Source organism: Cypionkella sp. TWP1-2-1b2 (assembly GCF_049896245.1).
Classification (GTDB): Bacteria; Pseudomonadota; Alphaproteobacteria; order Rhodobacterales; family Rhodobacteraceae; genus Cypionkella.
The window spans coordinates 1-18,467 of record NZ_JAFCTX010000045.1; the positions used below are offsets into that span (position 1 = coordinate 1).

Consider the following 18,467-nt stretch of genomic DNA (forward strand, 5'->3'; position numbering starts at 1 on the left):
CAGGGCGGCGATCCTGAACCGATTTACGGCACTTGGAACGCCGCAAACTCAACGTGTGGGATGACTCTGTCCAGCGGAAGGGAAAACTCGACCTCAGGCTGATTTGTGCAACAGAGCCGGTCTCCCGAGCAAATTGCGCGCAAACTGAAGGACATGCACCCTGAGGATCCGACCCGGCTGATCAGCCACGAGACGATCTATGCCGCGATCTACGCGCAGCCGAGAGGTGGGCTGAAAGCCGAGATGATCGCGGCGCTGCGCCAGCACAAACCATCCCGCGGACTTCGGCGCACCACGCTGACCGGTGGCTCTATCGCCCCGGAATCATTGCGGATAATCCATCGCCCCGAGGAAATCGAAGGCCGCCTTGTGCCCGGGCACTGGCCTCTCGGCGATTGCTCCGCAATCAGCCTGTCGGCTGACAGGAAGGTGACCTGATCAAGGGGGCGTCCAACCGCTCGGCGGTGGGCACGGTGGTCGAGCGCAAGACCCGCTATCTTATTCTCAGCAAGATGTGCGGCTGCACCGCTGACGCGGCGCTGGAAGGCTTTACGCGACAGATGAAACGGCTGCCCGCCGCCCTGCGCAAGAGCATGACCTACGACCGCGGCAGCGAGATGGCCTGCCACCCGGAACTGGCGCGCCGCCTGAAGATCGACATCTGGTTTTGTGATCCGCATGCCCCCTGGCAGCGCGGCTCAAACGAGAACACCAACGGTCTCTTGCGCCAGTTCTTCCCCAAGGGCACCGACCTGAGCGGCATCAGTCAGACCGAACTGAACGACGTCGCTCGACTGATGAACCCGCGCCCCCGAAAAACGCTCGGATGGAGAACGCCCGAGGAAGCCATGGCCGAGGAACTCGCGGCCTTCAGATCAACCGTTGCACTTGAAATTTGAATCCAAGCTGTGCACGTGGATGGTTCGCAGTATGCGCGGGGTTCCAATTTTGCGCTTTACGCAGACGACAAGCAGTGGACTACGCGGAGAGAATCACTGATTCGTCCAGCGAAAGCGAAAGTACTCAAGTTTACTATTTCTAAAATCCGACACTGTTTATACATGGGAAACATTCAAGGCTATTCTTGCACTTTTTGGCCAAATCGGCACGCTCGTTTTCTCTCATAACGTGTAAAGTAAGGAGCATGTCGAAAATGTGTTTGTTTTGTGGCGTTAACAGGGTAATTTTAGCGAATATATTTATAATGTATGGTCAGCTTGTTGGCGATCAGGAGAATGGAGGGCGTCATGATTTTTAAGTACGGACTTGCTGCGGCACTTTTGGTTGGCACGGTGGCGCTTCCTGCTAGTGCAGCCACGATTACTTTCACTGGGGCGAATGGTGGCGACAGCATTGGTTATACCGAAGCTGGCCTTATGTTCGACGATGCGCGCATCCAATCCGGGAACTGTAATGCCAGTGCTTCGGGCGCACCATGCATGGCATTAAACAAAAAAGAGATTTCCAAACTGACAAGTGAAACGCTTGGGGCGTTGTTTACGGTGACATCTTTCTGGTTCAAGTTGCTCGGCGCGTCTCCGGCAGAACTCACAGTTAAGTCATCGAAGGGTGGTAATCTTGTTCTGACAGAAGCTGTTTATGGGAACAACAACGACGGTAAAACCTATAATTTGGTTGGTAACGCTTTGTTCGCAGACATCGAATGGATAACGTTCACCAACAGCGGAAAGGGCAACTCGCGCGTTGATGACATCGGCACGCCTGCGGCTGTTCCCTTACCTGCTGCCGGCTGGCTAATGGTCGCGGGCCTTGTTGGTCTGACAGCACTGCGTCGTAAGCGCAAAGCCATCTGATTATCTGAGGTTTTGATGGCAAGGGCGGCTCGTAGGACCGCTTTTTTGCATTGATCGACCCCGTTGCCTCGAAGACAGCGTTTCATAACCAAGGTTAAAGCGTTTTGCGTTTAACATGATGCATACCCGGCAGCCTTGAAGAAGTTCCAGCACTCGTCGGGATGGTAGAGGCCGCAGATGTCGCCGAGCGCCTGGATGAGTTGGTCGTATGCTCTGGCTTCGATGCGTCTGAGACGGGCCTTGAGTTTGGAGAATGCCATTTCGATCGGGTTCAGGTCTGGCGAATAGGCTGGCAGGAACAGGGACCAGCACTTTTGCCGTTTCAGCAGGTTTGCGGATTTGAGGCTTTTGTGGGTGGCCAGGTTGTCGAGGATGACGACGGTCCCGGGTTCGAGTGCCGGGGCAAGCTGGGTTTCGATGTAGGTGTCGAACGCGGTTCGGTCCATGGCACCTTTGATGACCCAGGGTGCGATCAGATCGGTGCAGGTCAATCCCGCGATGAAGGTCTGGGTTTGCCATTTGCCGAATGGCGCTGTGCCGAGCAGGCGTTTACCCTTCGCACATCGGCCGCGCAGCCGGGCCATATTGGTCTTCACGCTGGTTTCGTCAATGAACACAGGCGATGCGGTTCGGCGCGCAAACGGGGCTGGCGTCGCGTGAGCCAGTCATGCCGAACGCGGCGCTGCTCAGCGCGCCCGCGTTCCTGCGCGATCAGGCCTTTTTTTATATGACAGTCCGGCCCGGACCAGCGCCCGGTGGATCGACGACAGATTGACCGTCACGCCATGGGTCTCTGCCAGAGCGCCCGACAGCTCGCGCAGCGTGATGTCGGGCTCAGCAGCGACGATCTCTACCAGAAACACCGTATGAGGCGCGAGTTTCCCTGCCGTGCCCGGTGCGCGACCCTGACGCTTGGGCGTGATGCTCCCCTTGGCGCGAAACTCAGCCGCTACGCGCACGGCCGTGCTGGCGCTCACCCCGAACACCCGACCCGCCGCACGACCGGAATGGCCCGTCAGAACGTAGTCCGAAACCCGCATGCGAAGATCCGTCGAATACGCTTTGCCCATGTGAATTCTCCTTCAGGAAGTGAAGCACACAAAACCCGCCCTGGGAATCCCTCCCGATTCACGTCAAACGCAAACCGCTTTAAATGGCACCAGAAATATCAAGTCTTTTCAATGGGCTGGCAGATGTCCCGAGCTGGGACGCCGCTATTCTGGCACAAACCGGGGTAGTTTCTGCAACAGCACTACCATGAACCGCTGCATACGAGCGTCAGCCTCAGCTTCGGTTTCGTCATCCAAGATCGGTGTCACAAATCGGATCATCGCGCCGTCGCTGCGTCCCACGGTCAGACTGTCCCAGACAACGCTGATCTTGGCGAGATAATCATTGGTCATGCGCTTGCCCCGCTGTTCGAACCAGTAATAGACCAGTTGTTTGGTCAGTCCTTTCTGGATTACCGCGCGGTTCACAGTGAAATCGCCGTAAACCGTGTCAGGAATGCTGATCGGGGTGGGGTCGATGGAAAACACCTCCCAGCCGCCCACCGGCAGGCATACAGCTGGGGAATGGATGCCAGAGCCTTCGGTCTGTTTTTTATACCAAGCAGCAAAAAAGTTGACATAAGACGCCTCGCCTGCGGCCGCGTAAGTAGCGTTAATGTAATCCGTCGCCCCCAGCACCCGCTCAGTGTCCGGATCAAGGCCAGAAACGCTACCCGACCAAGCACCAATATCGCGGGGAAACAAAGAAAATCCATCGCGCGGCGGATCGGCAATCTCACGGGGCGGTGTTAGTACGAAGGCTGCGGCAATGACTGTGGTCAACAGGGCGGCAATGATCATGCCCTGTGATGTGCCAATGGAGCCAAGCCGCTTTGCCTGGGTGCCGAAGCCTTCGAAGTCCAGATCAATGGTATCGCGGAAGGGCAGGGGGGTTGGAGTCAGCCGCTGCAACCCGATCGCTACGATGAACAGGATGACGATGCAGGCGCCAAAGATCACCCAGCCTTCGAAAAAATGCAAAAAGCCCTCAGCCTGCTCAATGCCATAGCTATTGACCAGCACGCCAATCACGCCAATGCGTAAGGAATTCATGAACACTGTCAGCGGTGCCGCCATTAGGAACAGCACGGCTTTGTGCCAGAACGGCCCGCGATACAGGATGCCGAACAGATAAGAGAACGACAAGATCGGGAACAGATAGCGCAGTCCAGAACAGGCCTCGGCCACCTGCAGCTTGTAAACGCCTAGGTCGATCACATTGCCTTCCAGAAACACCGGCACGCCCATCAGGCGCACAAACCAGACGCCAAGGTTGGACGAGATCAGCTGCAGTGTGATTGTCATGTTCCAGAACACGAACTGCGGCAATGGCAGCATGAAGATCAGATGCAAAACCGGCGCCCAGTGGCTGCGGCCCTTTACCCAACCAAAGCCTACCAAAACCACGCCCATCACCCAGATGATTAGAGCATAGGTCACGACGTCGGGGATGCGAACCAGATTGCCCAGAATGGCAAGGGTCAGCGCAAACAGTATGACGAGAATCCCTGGCACCCGGTCGACTGCCGTGCCGGGTGGGGCGGGCGGGTTGTGCCGCAGCTCGCGCAGAAACAGATACAGCGAGATCAGCGGAATGATTGGGCCTTGGCTGTATTCTGGGGTGACCCAAGCGGCGGCAAGTGAAATGAACCCCAACCAGAACATCGGGATTGCCGAAACAATAAGCAGTGCGAGCCAGGCAAGCCCGAGCGGATTCAAACTGACGCTGCGTGCGGATGTGGAGAACATCGTCATGGGAACCATTGTATTAACAGTATAGCAGATATTTTCTGTAATACCTCATGAAAGGGAAACATTACAGTCCTCTTATAGCCTGAAAGCTAAGCGCTGGCGAGGCCTTGACCAGATGCGAGCGGTCAAATCGTCTCATACTCACGGCTTTCGATCAGAGCTGTCATTTTTTGTCTGCAGACATAAGTAGAAGCGTAGTAAGCGGCATCTGCGGCACATTGAATCTTCGGTTGCATTCAGCGGTTTTGGCAATTGGACCTAGGCCGACGAGCTCGTCGGGGCGTCCCGGATGAGATCATAGTTATGCTTTGGCTGTCGGGACGTGGGCCCACAGCATTAGGCTCAGAACCCGTTAAAGTCCTTGTCGTGGCCAATTTTCACTGATTCATTTGTGTCACCATGGGGGTGTCAAATGAGTGGTCTTTACTGGCTTACGGACGAACAAATGGCGCGGCTGAAGCCGTTCTTTCCATTGTCGCACGGGGTTCCGCCGGTGGATGACCGGCCAAGGCAATCGCGTTTGGCTTAGGCGTTGGCTAAGTTATTGAGAAGGCTGAGAAGAAACGCATCGCTCCACCTTGCTCGCTTCAGTTTGATCGAGAGCGACCCCTTGGAGGTATCTCTGCGGGCGAGGTCGAGGGCGCGGCGGCGCAGGATGGCGATGTTGGTGGAGCCGTTATCCTTCCGGTTGCCGGCAGCGTCCTCGCGGAATGAAACGTCAAGTTGCCAATGCAGGGCGTTCTCGATCCCCCAATGGGCGCGGACGGTGGCCATGAAGACCTCGGGCGCAGGCAGCCAAGACAGGGCGAAATGACGGGTCTCGGTCTGCACCTTGCCGTCGGTTTCCCCGGCGGGATTCGATCCGGCCGAAGGCTTTCAATCCTGAGAAATCATGATGCTCTGCCAATCCCTTGGCGGAAACCACGGTGCCGGTGCGGGTCTCCTTGCGACCATGCCCGGCCTCCGCCTGCCGCGCCGAGGGGTGGTCGGGTGCCACCTTGCCGAAGCACGACCGGGCATCGGACAACAGTGAGTCCTGGTTGGCCTTCAGCGCCAGGCAATAGTCGCCGCCGCCTCCGGTGATCGCTGCAACCATGCGGCGATTGCAGTGCAGCGCATCCGCCGTCACGACCTTGCCCTTGAGCGCGATCAGGCCAAGCACCTCGAGCGCCGCTTCCAGTTCGCTGTCATTATCGGCGGCCACCGCGGCCAGCGTCAGGCGCAGGCGCGCCGCGTAGGCCGAGACCATCATCCGGGTCCGCACGCCCTGTCCCTTGTCACGTGCGCCGCGCAGGGCCTTGCCGTCAATTGCGATCACATCGCCGTCGCCGAGCATCGCCGCAATCTGGGCCAGCACCCTCCCGAAGGCCGCATCCAGCGCCTTCGGATCGATCATCCGAAACACCGTCGAGAAGGTGTCGTGCGACGGAATGGCATGCTTGAGCTTCAGGAAGCCTCTGAAAACATGCTCTTTTGCCCGACCGAAGTCCGCCATCTCTGCACAATTCGTCGCCCCGCAGAGCACCGCGACAAAGCCTAGGACCAGAAGTTCGCAAAGGTCGTGACGCGCGTTGTCGGCCCGGGGATCGGGGATGTCGTCGAAAGCGGCGAGGAAGATGCCCATGCGGGGAATGGGCTCCAAAAGGGCGATCCCAGCTCCAGAATCCATCTTGCCCAAGACCGCAAGGCCCCTCGGATCAGGCCAAATCCCAAACGCGATTCCCCTGGATAAAGGCGAGTCTTGAGTGGAATTATATTCATTAATCGTAATGGCTTACGGTGGCGGGATGCGCCTGCTGACTATGGGCCTCACAAGACTCTTTATAACCGCTGGTTTCGCTGGAGCCAGATGGGGGTTTCGCCCGCATCTGGCAGGAACTGGTCAAGCAAGATGTTGAAACCGAAATGATCATGATTGATGCAACCCATCTCAAGGCCCATCGAACCGCATCAAGCCTGCGCAAAAAGGGGGGTCCAAACGGCTGATCGGGCAGACTAGGGGCGGCATGAACTCCAAGCTGCACGTGGTTTGTGACAGCAAAGTGCGACCGATCCAGATGTATCTGAGCGCCGGTCAGACCAGCGACTATGTCGGCGCTGCTGGGTTGCTGCGGTTGCTGCCACCCGTGAAATGCTTGCTGGCGGACCGGGGCTATGATGCGGACTGCTTCCGTAGTGCATTGATAGATATGAACACCACTCCGTGCATCCCCTCAAAGAAGAACCGAAAAGTCCAAATACCGCACGACGCTGTCCTCTACAAAAAGCGTCACAAGATCGAAAACATGTTCGGGCGCATCAAGGATTGGCGTAGGGTCGCCATGCGGTTCGACCGACGCGCAGAAATCCTCCCGTCTGCCTGCGCACTTGCTGCAATCGTATTGTTCTGGCTATGAGTCCTGAGCCTAGGGCGTTGATGTCCTTTTCGAGGAGACCGTTTGCCAGCCTGGTGAAGAGATCGCGCAGGTAGGCGTAGTGCTCGACGCCGTTCATTTTGCATGTGCCGATCAGACTGGCAAAGCGGGCTCAGTTGCGGCCGCCTTCGTCGTGACCCGCTGCCCGGCAGGGTTTTGGCATGACCAAAATCCCGAAAGGGGGCAAAGAGCGCATTTCGGCGGTTCATGGCCGGGCTGCGGATCGCGTTTTCGACCAGGTTCGAGTCCATGTCGACTTTTCCATCGTCGAGGAACAGGCGGAAGCCGTTCTGACGTTTCAGCATATAGGCCATGGCCTTGCCTAGATCGGATTTGCGCGAGACGCGGGCTGCCTGCGCGGCGATCATGGCTTGAACGGGCGGTCGAGTTCCGCCTGCGCAAAATAAGCCGACGCCTTGCGCAGGATCTCATTCGCCTGTCGGAGCTGACGCACTTCCCGCTCCAACTCTTTGATTCGATCGCGTTCAGCACTGGTCGCACCGTCCCGTGCCCCGCTGTCCTTTTCCGCCTGCCGAACCCAGACCCTTAATGTCTCTGGGATGCAGCCAATCTTGGGGGCAATCGCAGCAACTGCCGCAGATTGCGTTTCATAGGAGCCTTGATGCTCCAGCACCATGCGGACGGCCCGCGCCCGCATCTCGGGTGAATAACGGTGTGATGTCTTACTTTTTTCCATAGCCCTCATCCTTAGTCAGGTTGAAGGTCTCCGGCAAACAAGGGGCGGTTCACCCGTCGCCGCCAATCTGAAAGCTGATGCGCAACAACCCCGTGCCGCCGCGCGACATCCACAACTCGTGCGCTAGGATGAAAACTCTCCGCCACAATCCGCGTCTTCAACTCCAAAGGCCAACGCCGGTTCCCACGCCGAGGCTCAACCACCTCGCACCGACCCACAAAACCGTTCCCACCATCCGACATGCCAACCTCCCAATGCGTCGGCTGACATTCTGGCAGCACCAGAACTGTTCAGAAATATACCAATTCAATGGGACAGAGACGGCGCACACGAAGCGTAGGACAGGAGCTGACCAGCTGAATCTTGCTTTTGCGCCTCACTTTGAGTCGCAAGCATGCATTTTAGAGTCCCACCGCTTTGGTGAGGTTGACCCTGAAGCGATCCCGCCTGCGCTGGTACCGGCGAGTCATTTCGGCGGAGGCGTGACCAAGTTGCTTTTGGACGTAACGCTCGTCTACCTCCGCAGAAGAAGCCAGGCCCGCGCGCAAGCTGTGGCCGGAATAAAGTTTGATGCGCTCCCCTTCTGGTAGGTCCACGCGGATGCCCGCGTCTCGGGCCGTCTGCTTGATGAGGCGGGCGACGTGCTTGTCGCTGAGCCGGTCCTGTGTCGCGTTCAATCCATTGCGCGAGACAGCGACGAAGATCGGGCCGAAATCGATCTTGGCGTAGTGCAGCCACTGGGTCAGGGCATGAACTGGGCAAGTTTGATCGCTCGAGCCGCAGGCGATTTCGACCTCGCGCCATCCGGTCTTGCCCCGCAGCGTGAGAAGGGCGCCGCCCTCCAGTATCTCGATCCAACCGCCTGAGTCAGGCGTGTCGTTCTTGCCATGATCCAAAGTTACGATTTCTGATCGGCGCAAGCCCCCGGTAAAGCCAATCAGCAGGATCGCGCGATCTCGCAGGCCGCGCAGATCGTGGGGCAGGGTGGCCAGCATATCACGCAGGTCTTCCGGAAGGATCGCCTCTTTCTGCACCGGTGGCCGGGCGTGCTTGCGGCGGATGCCGGCCAGCACGGTGGCGATGTGGCGGTCCTTGCGGTCCAGCCGGTCCCCGCGCTGCGCATAGCCCCAGGTCAGGCCGGAGAGGCGACGTTCGATAGAGGCGACCGACAGCGCAGGGCCTTTTACCATCGGCGCGGCCAAATCGGCGATGTAGAGCCCGATCAATTGCGGCGAGGAGGGCAGGGGGTCTGCGCCGCGCATCCGGCACCAGCGCGCGAAGTGGGCCCAGTCTTTGGCATAGGCCTTGAGTGTGTTCTCCGAGGTTGCCTGACGCGCATAGTCCCGCGCGGTTTCCACCAGCCGATCGAGAGTGCCGGAGCCTGCGACATGGGAGGGCAGGGCAATGGCGAGATCGCCTAGTCCGACGCTCTCGTGTGGATCGGGGCCAATTGACTTGTCTGAAGCTGATTTTGTCGGATTGCCGGATTTTTTGAGACTGCGTTCCATTTGTTTTCAACAGGTTGCCTTTGTCGCATTTCTGAAACAGATTCAAGGTATGTGAGACTGGAAGCGATTTGAGTCGCTATTGGTGAGACTATCCAGCATCCGCGCGTTGAGTAAGTTATGTCCGATAATCCTGCTGCTGACAAGGATTGGGAAGAAGCCGAGTTTCGCGCCCAAGTGCTGGCGAAGCTGCCGGATCAGCTGAGCCCAGGTGTCAATCAGCGTCGAATATTGAACAGGTAACAGCGTTCAATATTGATCAGTTTGGGCGCTGATTTTCTTGCGCTGTTTGAAGCGCCAAGAGTCATTTCCGGTTTCAAGAATGTCGCAGTGGTGAGTGATGCGGTCGAGAAGCGCGGTTATCATCTTTGGGTCGCCGAAGACCGTGACCCATTCGGCGAAGCTGAGATTGGTTGTGACGATGAGGGATGTCTTTTCGCAGAGTTGGCTGATGTGATGGAACAGCAGGGCGCCGTCAGAGGCCGGGAATGGAAGATAGCCCAACTCATCCTCCCCTCTCAGGCATGCGTGCATGCCTGAGAGGGGAGGATGACCGCGTCGATCTGGGTGAGTTGCTTGGCCAGATTTCCGGCTTTGCCCTGAGCTTTTTCCCGTTCCAGAAGATTGACCAGATTGACGGCGTTGTAAAAGCTCATGCGCTTGCCGTGATGGACGGCGGCGACACCGAGCGCGATGGCAAGATGGGTTTTGCCGGTGCTGGTTCCGCCAACCGGGATCAGATTGTGCGCCGTTTCCAGATAGTGCCCCTTGGCCAGTTGCTGGATGCGGGCACCGTCCAAGCGTGTTTCGCTCAAATCAAAACCCGTCAGATCGCGGTGGATGGGGAAACGTGCAGCTTTTAGCTGATAGCGCAGGCTGCGCGCCTGACGATCGGCTTGTTCGCCGTCCCGCAACCGCAAGAAAAGGGCTTCGAGCGAGAGGGATTTGTTGCGCGGCGCTTCGGTTTGCGGTGCTCGCCAAACGATTGCCATTCCGAACAATTTCAGGGACTTAAGCCGCGATAAGTGATCGCTGTCAGGTGCATGATCAGACATGGCTGACCCCGCGCAACTCATCATAGCGGGCACAATTGGCAAAAGGTTCCAGCAAAAGCACCAGCGCGTCAGGCGTTTCCGTCCTGTTGGCACGCGGCGGTACGCCTGAACTGGCGATCAGATGCGACGGCGGCGCGAAAGTGCCAAGCCCCCCAATCCGGCCAGAAGCAGCGCGCCTGATGCAGGAAGCGGCACCGCTGCAGGATTAAGCGTCAGCGTCCAGCCGTTGTTGGCCGACACCGCCAGACCCTGAAGGTTCAGGGCGATTGTGTCGCCGGTGAAGCTGAGCCGCGACGCGTCAAGCCCGGCAATCCCATAGCTTGTCAAGTTGACACCCGTGATACCAGCCCCGAAATCCAGATCGGAAAACACCCAACCGCTGAACGAAGCAGGATTATAAGCGTTGGCGAATCCGATCTGCTGGTCGAACGCGATCATGTCGGACCCGAAGTCGAGCGTGTAGCTGCCCAGAAGGCCGATGGCGCAAAGCGCGGCTACAGTGGGGCAAGTCACTTCGACCCCGGATCCTACAACCGAGGTACCCGTGGCAATCGCGTTCGAAGAGGTCGGGAAATAGTAAGTCGATGTAACAGTATCGCCCGTAAGAGTGGCAGCTGCAGCCGGAATGGCAGACAGCAACAGGCTCAGCACAGCTACTGGCAGAGCAAACAGCTTTGTGATGTCTCTCATAGCGATCCCCCATTCAATAACAAGACTGTAGTGTACGTAAAATTGGACTTTTGTACAGAAGATTATCGTCATTCACTAACAAATGCTCCCAAGTCCTGCATATTACCGATCGTTTTCTTATGCATCTGCTTGCGTCGGATTTCGTGTAAATAATTGATAATGCGCGATATGGTAATTCCCCCTGAAAGTAAGGGGCTGGATAAGTAGAATTTTCTCGGCAAGATGCATGAGGAGATTCTGAATGAAGACAAGCAGATACACAGAGGTGCAGATCCTCGCGATCCTGCGTCAAGCTGAAGGCGGCATGCCGGTGGCCGAGTTGTGCCGGGCGCACGGCATGAGCAACGCGTCGTTCTATAAATGGCGGGCGAAGTATGGGGGCATGGATGCGTCGATGATCGCCCAGACGAAGGCCATTGAAGAAGAGAACCGGCGCCTGAAGAAGATGTTCGCCGAACTCAGCATGCAGAACGAACTGTTGAAAGAGGCCCTTGGAAAAAAGTAACCGGGCCATCCGTTGCCCGGAAGGCAAATGCGCGCATTTGCCGGGGGTCAACGCCGCGAGGTGGCCGAAACGGCGGTGGCGCAACGTCGGGTCAGCATTGCTCTGGCCTGCCGGTCCTTCGGGGTCAGCGAGACCTGTTATCGCTACAGCCCGAAGTTGCGCGACGAGAATGAAGAGATAGCCGACCTGCTGGTCGGATTGACGGAAGCCAGAAAAACCTGGGGGTTTGGGCTATGTTTTCTACACCTTCGCAATGTCCAAGGCCGTTTATGGAACCACAAAAGAGTTTACCGGATTTACTGCGAACTGGAACTGAACCTTCGCATCAAGCCCCGCAAGCGGTTGAAGCGGGACAAACCCGACGCATTGGCGGTGCCCGAGGCCCCCAATCTGACCTGGTCGATGGACTTCATGGCTGATCGCCTCGGCGATGGTCGTGCGTTTCGGCTACTAAACGTGCTGGACGACTTCAACCGCGAAGGGCTGGGCATCGAGGTGGACTTTTCGTTGCCAGCCGAACGGGTCATTCGCAGCTTGGACAGGATCATTGAATGGCGCGGCAAGCCTGGCACCATAAGGGTCGACAATGGCCCGGAATACATCAGTGAAAAGCTGATGAAATGGGCCGAGAAACATGAGGTTACCATCCTGCATATCCAACCCGGACAGCCTCAACAGAACGCCTACATCGAGCGCTACAACCGCACAGTCAGGCATGAGTGGCTCGACCAGCACATCATCGAAAACATCGAGGAGGCCCAAGACTTCGCCACACAATGGCTATGGACATACAACAACGATCGCCAAAACATGGGCATCGGCGGCATCACACCCGCACAGAAACTGAAAATGGCCGCATGAATTCTACGAATGCACCCCGTTAGAAATGGGGGGATTACCATATTAATGCGCCTGCCGCCTAGTGCCGCCTGGCCGTGAGTTTGGAGAGTTCTGCCTCGAAAATCTGCCACTTAATCTGATTGGCCTATTGGCGATGGCGTTGCGCTTCGGTCGAGGCGATTACACATCCAGCCTAGTGTAGTTTGACAAGACGGAATCAGACAGCCCCCGGTTGTTTTTTCGAACACAAAAGCAGCACAGGTTTTTACAACGACCTCCAATCTGGTCGGGCGAGATGATGGGCAAAGCAGGCGGGGAGAATACGTTGCGCGTGCCGGAAACAGAGTTCTATTGGGGCTGCATGCGGCCGTCAGTCGGAATGCCGAGAGGTTCGCCGAAGGGCTGGCGCCTGAGGTAGATGAGATTTCTTCGCGTCAACCGAATGTCGTCGGAATCTCACCGCGCACCTACCATGCAAATCAAAAATCCAGACAGCTCACGCCGCAGGTCGTCGCGGCGGGCGTCCATGAAGGAAATTAGCATCATCGGTGTCGATCTGGCAAAGAACGTGTTCCAGCTGCATGGCACCGCTGCGGACGGGTCGGTCCTGTTTCGCAAGAAGTTGTCGCGTCTGCAGTTCGGGCGGTCCATCGCGGATTATCCTGCATGCGAAGTGAAGATCGAGGCATGTCTTGGAGCACATCAAAGAGAGGCAAATTAAAGAGTTGAAACGTGCTGGCCCATATAAATCAATAGCTTATGTGCCAGATAAGCTTCGCCCGCAGTCGCGATCAAGTTTCCGCGCGAGGCGGTGCTGAAACGTGCCGGCGGTGGCATCAGGGCTGAGCGGGGCGGGAAGAAGATGGCCAGCGGGACTCTCGATGTCGACAGCGCGCCGATCAAGGTGCATGCCTTTGCCTGCAACGAGGTCCGGCTGCTTATCGCCTGTCTCGCATACCAGATGATGCACATCGCCCGCCGCGTCTTTGCGAAGGTGACCGGGACGTGCAGGAGCCTGTGTGAGCGGGTGTTGCGGGCCGGTGCGCGGCTGGTGTGTCAATCAGCGTCGAATATTGAACAGGTATCCCTCAGCCTAAAGACATTCGAACAACCGACGCGCCGTCCGCCGCCGTGTTTTGGGCAAAAGCGCATCACCGCGCAGCCACTCATCAAGACGGCCGCACCACGGCCCAAGCTGTGGCACGGGTTGCGGCTTGCGCTTGTAAACCGGCTCAACCCCATCCTTCAGATATTTGCGAACGGTGTTCCGTGACAGCTGCAGGGACCGCGCCAAGCCACTGATACTCTCGCCGTCCCGCAACCCTCGCCGCCTGATCTTACCAATCGTTTCCACGCATAACACTCCAGCTGCTCCCGCCCAAAAAACGGGATTGTTGCACGACTGGGGTGGTCAGTTTTGGACGCTGTTTTACAATGCCCACGCGATTGAGCAAGAACCCAGTCCACCGATTAAGTGGAAACTTCGAGGGCGAGAGGGCTGATTTCGGGTGAATCCACCCATGAAACTAAAAGGACATCTGCATGGTGTTGAGCATACTCTTGATGGTCCGATAATGCAACATTATTGGACATAGCAACACTCTCAAGATGACGGCGCTATTTGCTTAATTTGCTAGCCTAAAACGCCGCGAAGAATTATCGTCTAGGCATGACGAAAATCCGCCCCAAAACGTCCGACGCGCCGATGCTGGTTGGTCCCTTGCCGGGCTGGATCACAGCCGCCCCGGCAGAAACCTTAGAGGATGCGGCGTTTCGCTCCGGGGCGGCCTTGGCCTATTTGCACATGATATCAGGGCAAGAAGCCGTCCCACAGCCGCTGTGGCGCGACCGGCTGGCGCTGGCAGCGGCTGAGGTTTGTGTAGGGTTTTCCGGGCGACGCGAGGGCGGCCACGCTTTGCGCGATGCGCTGCATCTGACGCGTCCGGGCGATCATCCGGGGCCGGCGGGGGCGATCTTCGGGCAATGGTCGCGCGCTGTGGCGCGCCCGATCAGTGTGGCACATCTGGGCAAGGCGATGGACGGGGTGTCCGCCGAACGGGTAGCACTTTGCCTTGATGCCATGGGCAGTAACCCTGTGGACAGGGCAGCTGGGGTGATCGAGGCGGTGCTGGCGGGCCTTCCGCGCGGTGAGACGGTGGCGCTGATCCTGGCGGATGCTGTGTTGGCAAAATCCGTGGGCAAGGAACACATCCTGCCCCTGATGTCGCTTGGCTTGAAGCCGCGCGAGCTGCGGTTGCGGGAGGATGCGTTGCGGCTGGCTTGCCACCGGGCCGTCTTGGTGGGGGCAGGGCAAGCGGTGCCACTGGCCGCCGATCTGGCGCGGCGGGCAGCGCGGCTCCAAGCGGTCGTGCCGAAGCTGCGGGCCAAGGGCGCAGATCGGGCGGTGGATCTGTTCCTCGCGCGCGATGCGCTGGCACCAGGGGCATTGCTCGGGTTCATGTCGGACCGCGCCGCCCGGCGGCTCTGCGATCGGCTCGTGGACTTGGGCGCTGTCCGCGAATTGACCGGGCGGGACTCGTTCCGTCTCTATGGGGTCTGATCATGGCACGCGACAAGCGCGAGGCACTGGGCCTGGACCGCGAACTGGTTGATCTGCCGCCGGAGCTGCGCTGGCAGGAATGGATGCGGCGGATCGAAGCGGTGCTGTTTGCGTCCGCCACGCCGGTTGCGCGCGACGATCTGGCGCGTGTGGTGGGGCAGGGGGCTGCGGTCGATCTGCTGATCGAGGATCTCGGGGTAGATCTGGAGGGGCGCCCCTATGAGCTGGCACGGATCGGTGCGGGTTGGATGCTGCGCACCAAGGCAGCCTATGCCCCCGCGATCAGGGCCGCCGCAGACGTGGGCGGGCAGACGCTGGACCTGCACGACTTCGATCTCGCCGTACTTGCCGCCATTGCCTATCACCAGCCGATCAGTCGCGACGGGCTAAAGGACATTTTTGGGCGCGAGATCAGCCGCGACCTGATCGGGCGGCTGGTTGAACGCGACATGATCGGCACCGGGCCCCGCGAACCCCGCCGCGGTGCGCCTTACACCTTTGTCACCACCGAGGTCTTCCTCGTGGCCTTCGGGCTTGAATCGCTTCGGGACCTGCTCGACCCGGAGCAACTGGCCGATGCCGGGCTGTCCAATGCTTAGGGTCGGTAGAAGGGTGGTACGGCACTGCGCAAGGCTGTCGCGGCCAACGCCGACCAGCTCGCGACTGACCTTGCTCCGGTGATCGCGGATACTCGCGCGGAAACGCATCTGCCGTTGCGCGCAATCGACCGGCAACTCGGCCAGCGCGGCATGCTCACGCGGCAAGGTGGGCAGTGGCATGTGTCGAATGCGCGCAATTTGCTAGTCAGGGTTGATGGGTGAGGTTGGTGCAGCCGAGCCAAGTGCCGCAGACTAAAGTCGGCTTTAATGAGCAATCAGAAAACAGACCGAGCGATCCGGATCATCTGAAGCATGTCAAAGGCGCTATCGGCCAAAGTCACGAGCTCACCGTTTACAACGGCATAATTATAGCCTGGCTTCAACTCTGGCAGGTCGTAGGCTTGGCGCAGTTCGTCTTGAGTCAGCGCTGCCGTGGGCGAGATAAACGTCCCTGCTGGCAAGTTCTGGGATTGAGCAAGTCGATGGAGTGTCAGAAGTGATCTGTTGTCCTCATCGGCCAGCAACACTGGCTGACCGTCGATCAAGGCATATCGCATGCCTTCTGGTGTAGGGCGCAAGCCATAGAGGGCTGCGATTTGGTCTGAGCTAAGCAACAGATCGCTATCGTCGTACACCGACCCCTCATCAAGATAGCCGCGACGTTGGTCGACGTAGATCTCATCCAGCCGGTCATCGTCAAAAGTCACCCACTCGTCGTAGGTTACGCCTTTTTTTGCCAAGCCAGGTGGAACACAAGGCGGGTCCTTCTTGGCAAGCCCAGGAGGACAGTTGCGATAGGCTACAAAACGGTCGTCAGGCAAATCTGCGAAGACGACGTTCGGTCCGAGCAACGCAAGAGGTGCAGCACCCAAACGCACAAGCATGTCGCGGCCTCGCGGGGCTTGTAAGCCTAAAATCGTCGAGGAATCGCGTGCGCGCTGATCTTTTGAGCGCTTCCCATTTTCCTTAGCGCCCTTTTGCTTTTCATTGGCGTGAGATTTTGCTTTGGCGTGTTTCTTAAGCTTCTTTTTGTCACCGGACTTGCCGTTTTTTGCATCAATTTGAATGACCTGTGCATCCGCGCCCTCTGGCAAAGCGAGGTCCCGCGTCATGATATTCGAAAAGACAACCTGTCCGTTCAGGACAGGTGCCGTTGCGCAGGCAAAAACGATTGCGAGTGAAAGTGAAGTGATTTTCATGTTTTTTACCTTATGGGGATATATTACGCGGTATCTGCTAATTCATTTATGCGCGGCGAGTTCCGCGCTAACCGCCCTAACCTTTGGTCCGGTAGCCGTGACTGCCGGACCAGAGTTCTGACGACGCGGCGTGCCGTCGGTTAATCTGTAACTGGCACGACGACTGCCGGTGCAAGCGGGGCGTCGGGGATGACGAGTTCAACCGGGTCCAGCCCGAGATGCTCGTTGACCGTGGTCACCACACCGGGGGTGACAGGTTTGTTGGCGGCCGCTTCCAGCAGGCTCAGTTCCAGCTCGGGTTGATTGGCGATCGCGTCACGCAGTTCTGCTTCCTCATCGACCAGATCGGCATAGTCATTTGCCGCGTCCAGTTCAGCTTGCACTGTGGCGCGCTCGATTGATATCGCCTGTGCTTCGCCTTCAAGCGCTTCGATTTCGGCTTTCAGCGCTGTCGTATCGGTGCCCACTGGCGCCGCGGCCAGTACTTCCCGTGCGGCAGCAAGATCGGTGGCGGCAAGGCCGGCGTCCGCGTCAAGCTGCGCAAGATCTACACTGATCGCGTCGGGGTCGCGGGCGGGTGGCGATGCGGCATCCAGGGCCGCGCGCGTCAGATCATAGTCCGACAGCAGATCGGTGCGGTTGAGCACGGCGTCACGATAAGCGGCAATCCGGCCCACCCGAGAATTCGGGTTTGCATTGGCCAAAGCCTGAGGCGAAGCGTTTGCCGCATTCAATGCGCCCAGCTCTGATGGATGCGCGCCGAGAGCCTCTGCAAGATCCGGGGTTTTGTGCAACTTTACCGAGCGGGTGGCCGGACGTAGGTTTGTGGTTGTCATTTCCACTTCCGAGACGCGTTTCCTGGTGGAATCGACGGACTTTGCGGCTTTGCCTTTCGTGCCTCTATCTGTCTTGGCAGAACCGCCTTTACCCGAAGCCTCGGATCCACGCCCTCCATTTCCATTGCCACCTGAGTTTCCTCCCCCATTGCCGCCACCGTTCCCACCCTCGTTTCCGCCTTTGGCATGGGCGACGCCAACGCATGAAAGGGTAGCAGCCATCGACACTGCCCCAAGAAGGGCCGCCGAAAGGAGTGTCGCCGAAAGGATGCTTGTGTGTTTAGATGTCATGTCCGTCTCCAATGCAGTCTATGGGCCGTGCCTTCCGGACATCAGCCAATTCATGACTGAGGTAAAACACATGCTTGATGAACCGTCGTTGAATGATCCGTTCATTTTGGGTTCACCTCGACTCTGGTACACCGCAGCATGACTCGATTTGCGCTCGCCCTTGTCGTTATGTTCGGCCTGCCTTGCGTAGCGCTTGCCCAAGTGCCCCGAGAGGTCGGACAAGCGGAACTGCGCAGGATGGTTGCGACAGGCCAAAGCCTGAGCCTTTCCCGCATATTGGAGGCGGTGACCCCCAACGTTGCAGGCGATCCGCTTGATGTGCGGCTGTTCGAATCGTCCGGACTGTTCTACCGTGTGGTCGTGATGGATTCTTCGGGAAAACTGGTTCGTCTGGTATTGGACGCGCAAACGGGCCAAGTGCTGTCTGACACATCGCCCATTGCCATGCGGGTCCGCGCGGCTGCAGCCCACGGCAAGGGCGCGGCAGCAGGCACCAGCAAATCAAAGTCAAAAAACGGTCAAGGCAATTCCGATGCTGCGGGAAATGGTGGCAACGGTGGCGGAAACGGAAACGCCGGTGGAAATGGAAACGGTGGCGGAAAAGGGAATGGCAATGGCAAGAACTGACTTGCAGCCGCCCGTTGCGTCTTGCGGACATTGT

General features: G+C 58.2%; 11 protein-coding genes and 10 pseudogenes. 10 read left to right on the top strand and 11 right to left on the bottom strand.

The window, feature by feature from the left end:
- Positions 1-120: 120 nt before the first annotated feature.
- Positions 121-899: pseudogene (locus tag ACP7AP_RS20730) on the top strand (IS30 family transposase); the annotation flags it as partial.
- A 348-nt stretch (positions 900-1,247) separates the two neighbouring features.
- Positions 1,248-1,814 carry a VPLPA-CTERM sorting domain-containing protein gene (locus tag ACP7AP_RS20735; protein ID WP_426037290.1) on the top strand — a complete coding sequence of 189 codons (567 nt, stop codon included), beginning with the start codon at positions 1,248-1,250 and terminating at the stop codon, positions 1,812-1,814.
- 110 nt (positions 1,815-1,924) lie between these two features.
- On the opposite strand, the pseudogene ACP7AP_RS20740 reads toward ACP7AP_RS20735, so the two are convergent.
- Both ACP7AP_RS20740 and xrtD read right to left on the bottom strand, forming a co-directional pair.
- Positions 1,925-2,884 (bottom strand): annotated as a pseudogene (locus tag ACP7AP_RS20740) (IS630 family transposase).
- Positions 2,885-3,028: 144 nt separating this feature from the next.
- On the bottom strand, positions 3,029-4,528 hold the full coding sequence (xrtD, locus tag ACP7AP_RS20745) for a VPLPA-CTERM-specific exosortase XrtD (RefSeq protein ID WP_426037292.1): 1,500 nt from the start codon (positions 4,526-4,528) through the stop codon (positions 3,029-3,031).
- Positions 4,529-5,027: 499 nt separating this feature from the next.
- Between xrtD and ACP7AP_RS20750 the strand changes: the two are divergent.
- Positions 5,028-5,120, top strand: a pseudogene (locus tag ACP7AP_RS20750) (IS5/IS1182 family transposase); the annotation flags it as partial.
- Between the two features lie 20 nt (positions 5,121-5,140).
- Here ACP7AP_RS20750 and ACP7AP_RS20755 read toward each other — a convergent pair.
- A pseudogene (locus ACP7AP_RS20755) lies at positions 5,141-6,239 on the bottom strand (ISAs1 family transposase).
- A 108-nt stretch (positions 6,240-6,347) separates the two neighbouring features.
- On the opposite strand from ACP7AP_RS20755, the pseudogene ACP7AP_RS20760 reads away from it, so the two are divergent.
- Positions 6,348-7,011, top strand: a pseudogene (locus tag ACP7AP_RS20760) (IS5 family transposase); the annotation flags it as partial.
- A 10-nt stretch (positions 7,012-7,021) separates the two neighbouring features.
- Here ACP7AP_RS20760 and ACP7AP_RS20765 read toward each other — a convergent pair.
- The 6 genes and pseudogenes from ACP7AP_RS20765 to ACP7AP_RS20790 all read right to left on the bottom strand — a co-directional run.
- Positions 7,022-7,400: pseudogene (locus ACP7AP_RS20765) on the bottom strand (IS66 family transposase); the annotation flags it as partial.
- A pseudogene (locus tag ACP7AP_RS20770) lies at positions 7,389-7,726 on the bottom strand (transposase); the annotation flags it as partial. The pseudogenes ACP7AP_RS20770 and ACP7AP_RS20765, both read right to left, overlap by 12 nt.
- An 11-nt stretch (positions 7,727-7,737) precedes the next feature.
- The gene (locus tag ACP7AP_RS20775) at positions 7,738-7,968 is read right to left on the bottom strand and encodes a transposase (protein ID WP_426037294.1); all 231 of its coding nucleotides are present in this window, start codon (positions 7,966-7,968) and stop codon (positions 7,738-7,740) included.
- Between the two features lie 159 nt (positions 7,969-8,127).
- Entirely contained in the window at positions 8,128-9,234 is a 1,107-nt protein-coding gene (locus ACP7AP_RS20780; protein ID WP_426037296.1) for a tyrosine-type recombinase/integrase, read from the bottom strand.
- Positions 9,235-9,480: 246 nt separating this feature from the next.
- Positions 9,481-10,286: pseudogene (gene istB / locus ACP7AP_RS20785) on the bottom strand (IS21-like element helper ATPase IstB).
- Positions 10,287-10,403: 117 nt separating this feature from the next.
- Complete coding sequence (locus tag ACP7AP_RS20790; RefSeq protein WP_426037298.1) at positions 10,404-10,976, bottom strand: VPLPA-CTERM sorting domain-containing protein; 573 nt, start codon at positions 10,974-10,976, stop codon at positions 10,404-10,406.
- Positions 10,977-11,217: 241 nt separating this feature from the next.
- On the opposite strand from ACP7AP_RS20790, the pseudogene ACP7AP_RS20795 reads away from it, so the two are divergent.
- From ACP7AP_RS20795 to scpB, 5 genes and pseudogenes are all read left to right on the top strand, one after another.
- Positions 11,218-12,342, top strand: a pseudogene (locus ACP7AP_RS20795) (IS3 family transposase).
- Positions 12,343-12,847: 505 nt separating this feature from the next.
- A pseudogene (locus ACP7AP_RS20800) lies at positions 12,848-13,024 on the top strand (IS110 family transposase); the annotation flags it as partial.
- 108 nt (positions 13,025-13,132) lie between these two features.
- Positions 13,133-13,594: a hypothetical protein gene (locus ACP7AP_RS20805; RefSeq protein WP_426037300.1), complete on the top strand. Its 462-nt coding sequence runs from the start codon at positions 13,133-13,135 to the stop codon at positions 13,592-13,594.
- A gap of 396 nt (positions 13,595-13,990) precedes the next feature.
- A complete protein-coding gene (locus tag ACP7AP_RS20810) occupies positions 13,991-14,881 on the top strand; it encodes a DUF1403 family protein (protein ID WP_426037302.1) in 891 nt (296 codons plus the stop codon).
- Positions 14,882-14,883: 2 nt separating this feature from the next.
- Positions 14,884-15,480 carry an SMC-Scp complex subunit ScpB gene (scpB, locus tag ACP7AP_RS20815; RefSeq protein ID WP_426037304.1) on the top strand — a complete coding sequence of 199 codons (597 nt, stop codon included), beginning with the start codon at positions 14,884-14,886 and terminating at the stop codon, positions 15,478-15,480.
- Between the two features lie 275 nt (positions 15,481-15,755).
- On the opposite strand, the gene ACP7AP_RS20820 is transcribed toward scpB, so the two are convergent.
- Together ACP7AP_RS20820 and ACP7AP_RS20825 are read right to left on the bottom strand one after the other, a co-directional pair.
- Positions 15,756-16,679 (bottom strand): transketolase, encoded by a 924-nt coding sequence (locus tag ACP7AP_RS20820; RefSeq protein ID WP_426037306.1) that lies wholly within the window; start codon positions 16,677-16,679, stop codon positions 15,756-15,758.
- Between the two features lie 140 nt (positions 16,680-16,819).
- A complete protein-coding gene (locus ACP7AP_RS20825) occupies positions 16,820-17,515 on the bottom strand; it encodes a hypothetical protein (RefSeq protein ID WP_426037308.1) in 696 nt (231 codons plus the stop codon).
- Between the two features lie 459 nt (positions 17,516-17,974).
- Between ACP7AP_RS20825 and ACP7AP_RS20830 the strand changes: the two genes are divergently transcribed.
- On the top strand, positions 17,975-18,433 hold the full coding sequence (locus ACP7AP_RS20830; protein ID WP_426037310.1) for a PepSY domain-containing protein: 459 nt from the start codon (positions 17,975-17,977) through the stop codon (positions 18,431-18,433).
- The last annotated feature ends 34 nt before the right edge of the window (positions 18,434-18,467 follow it).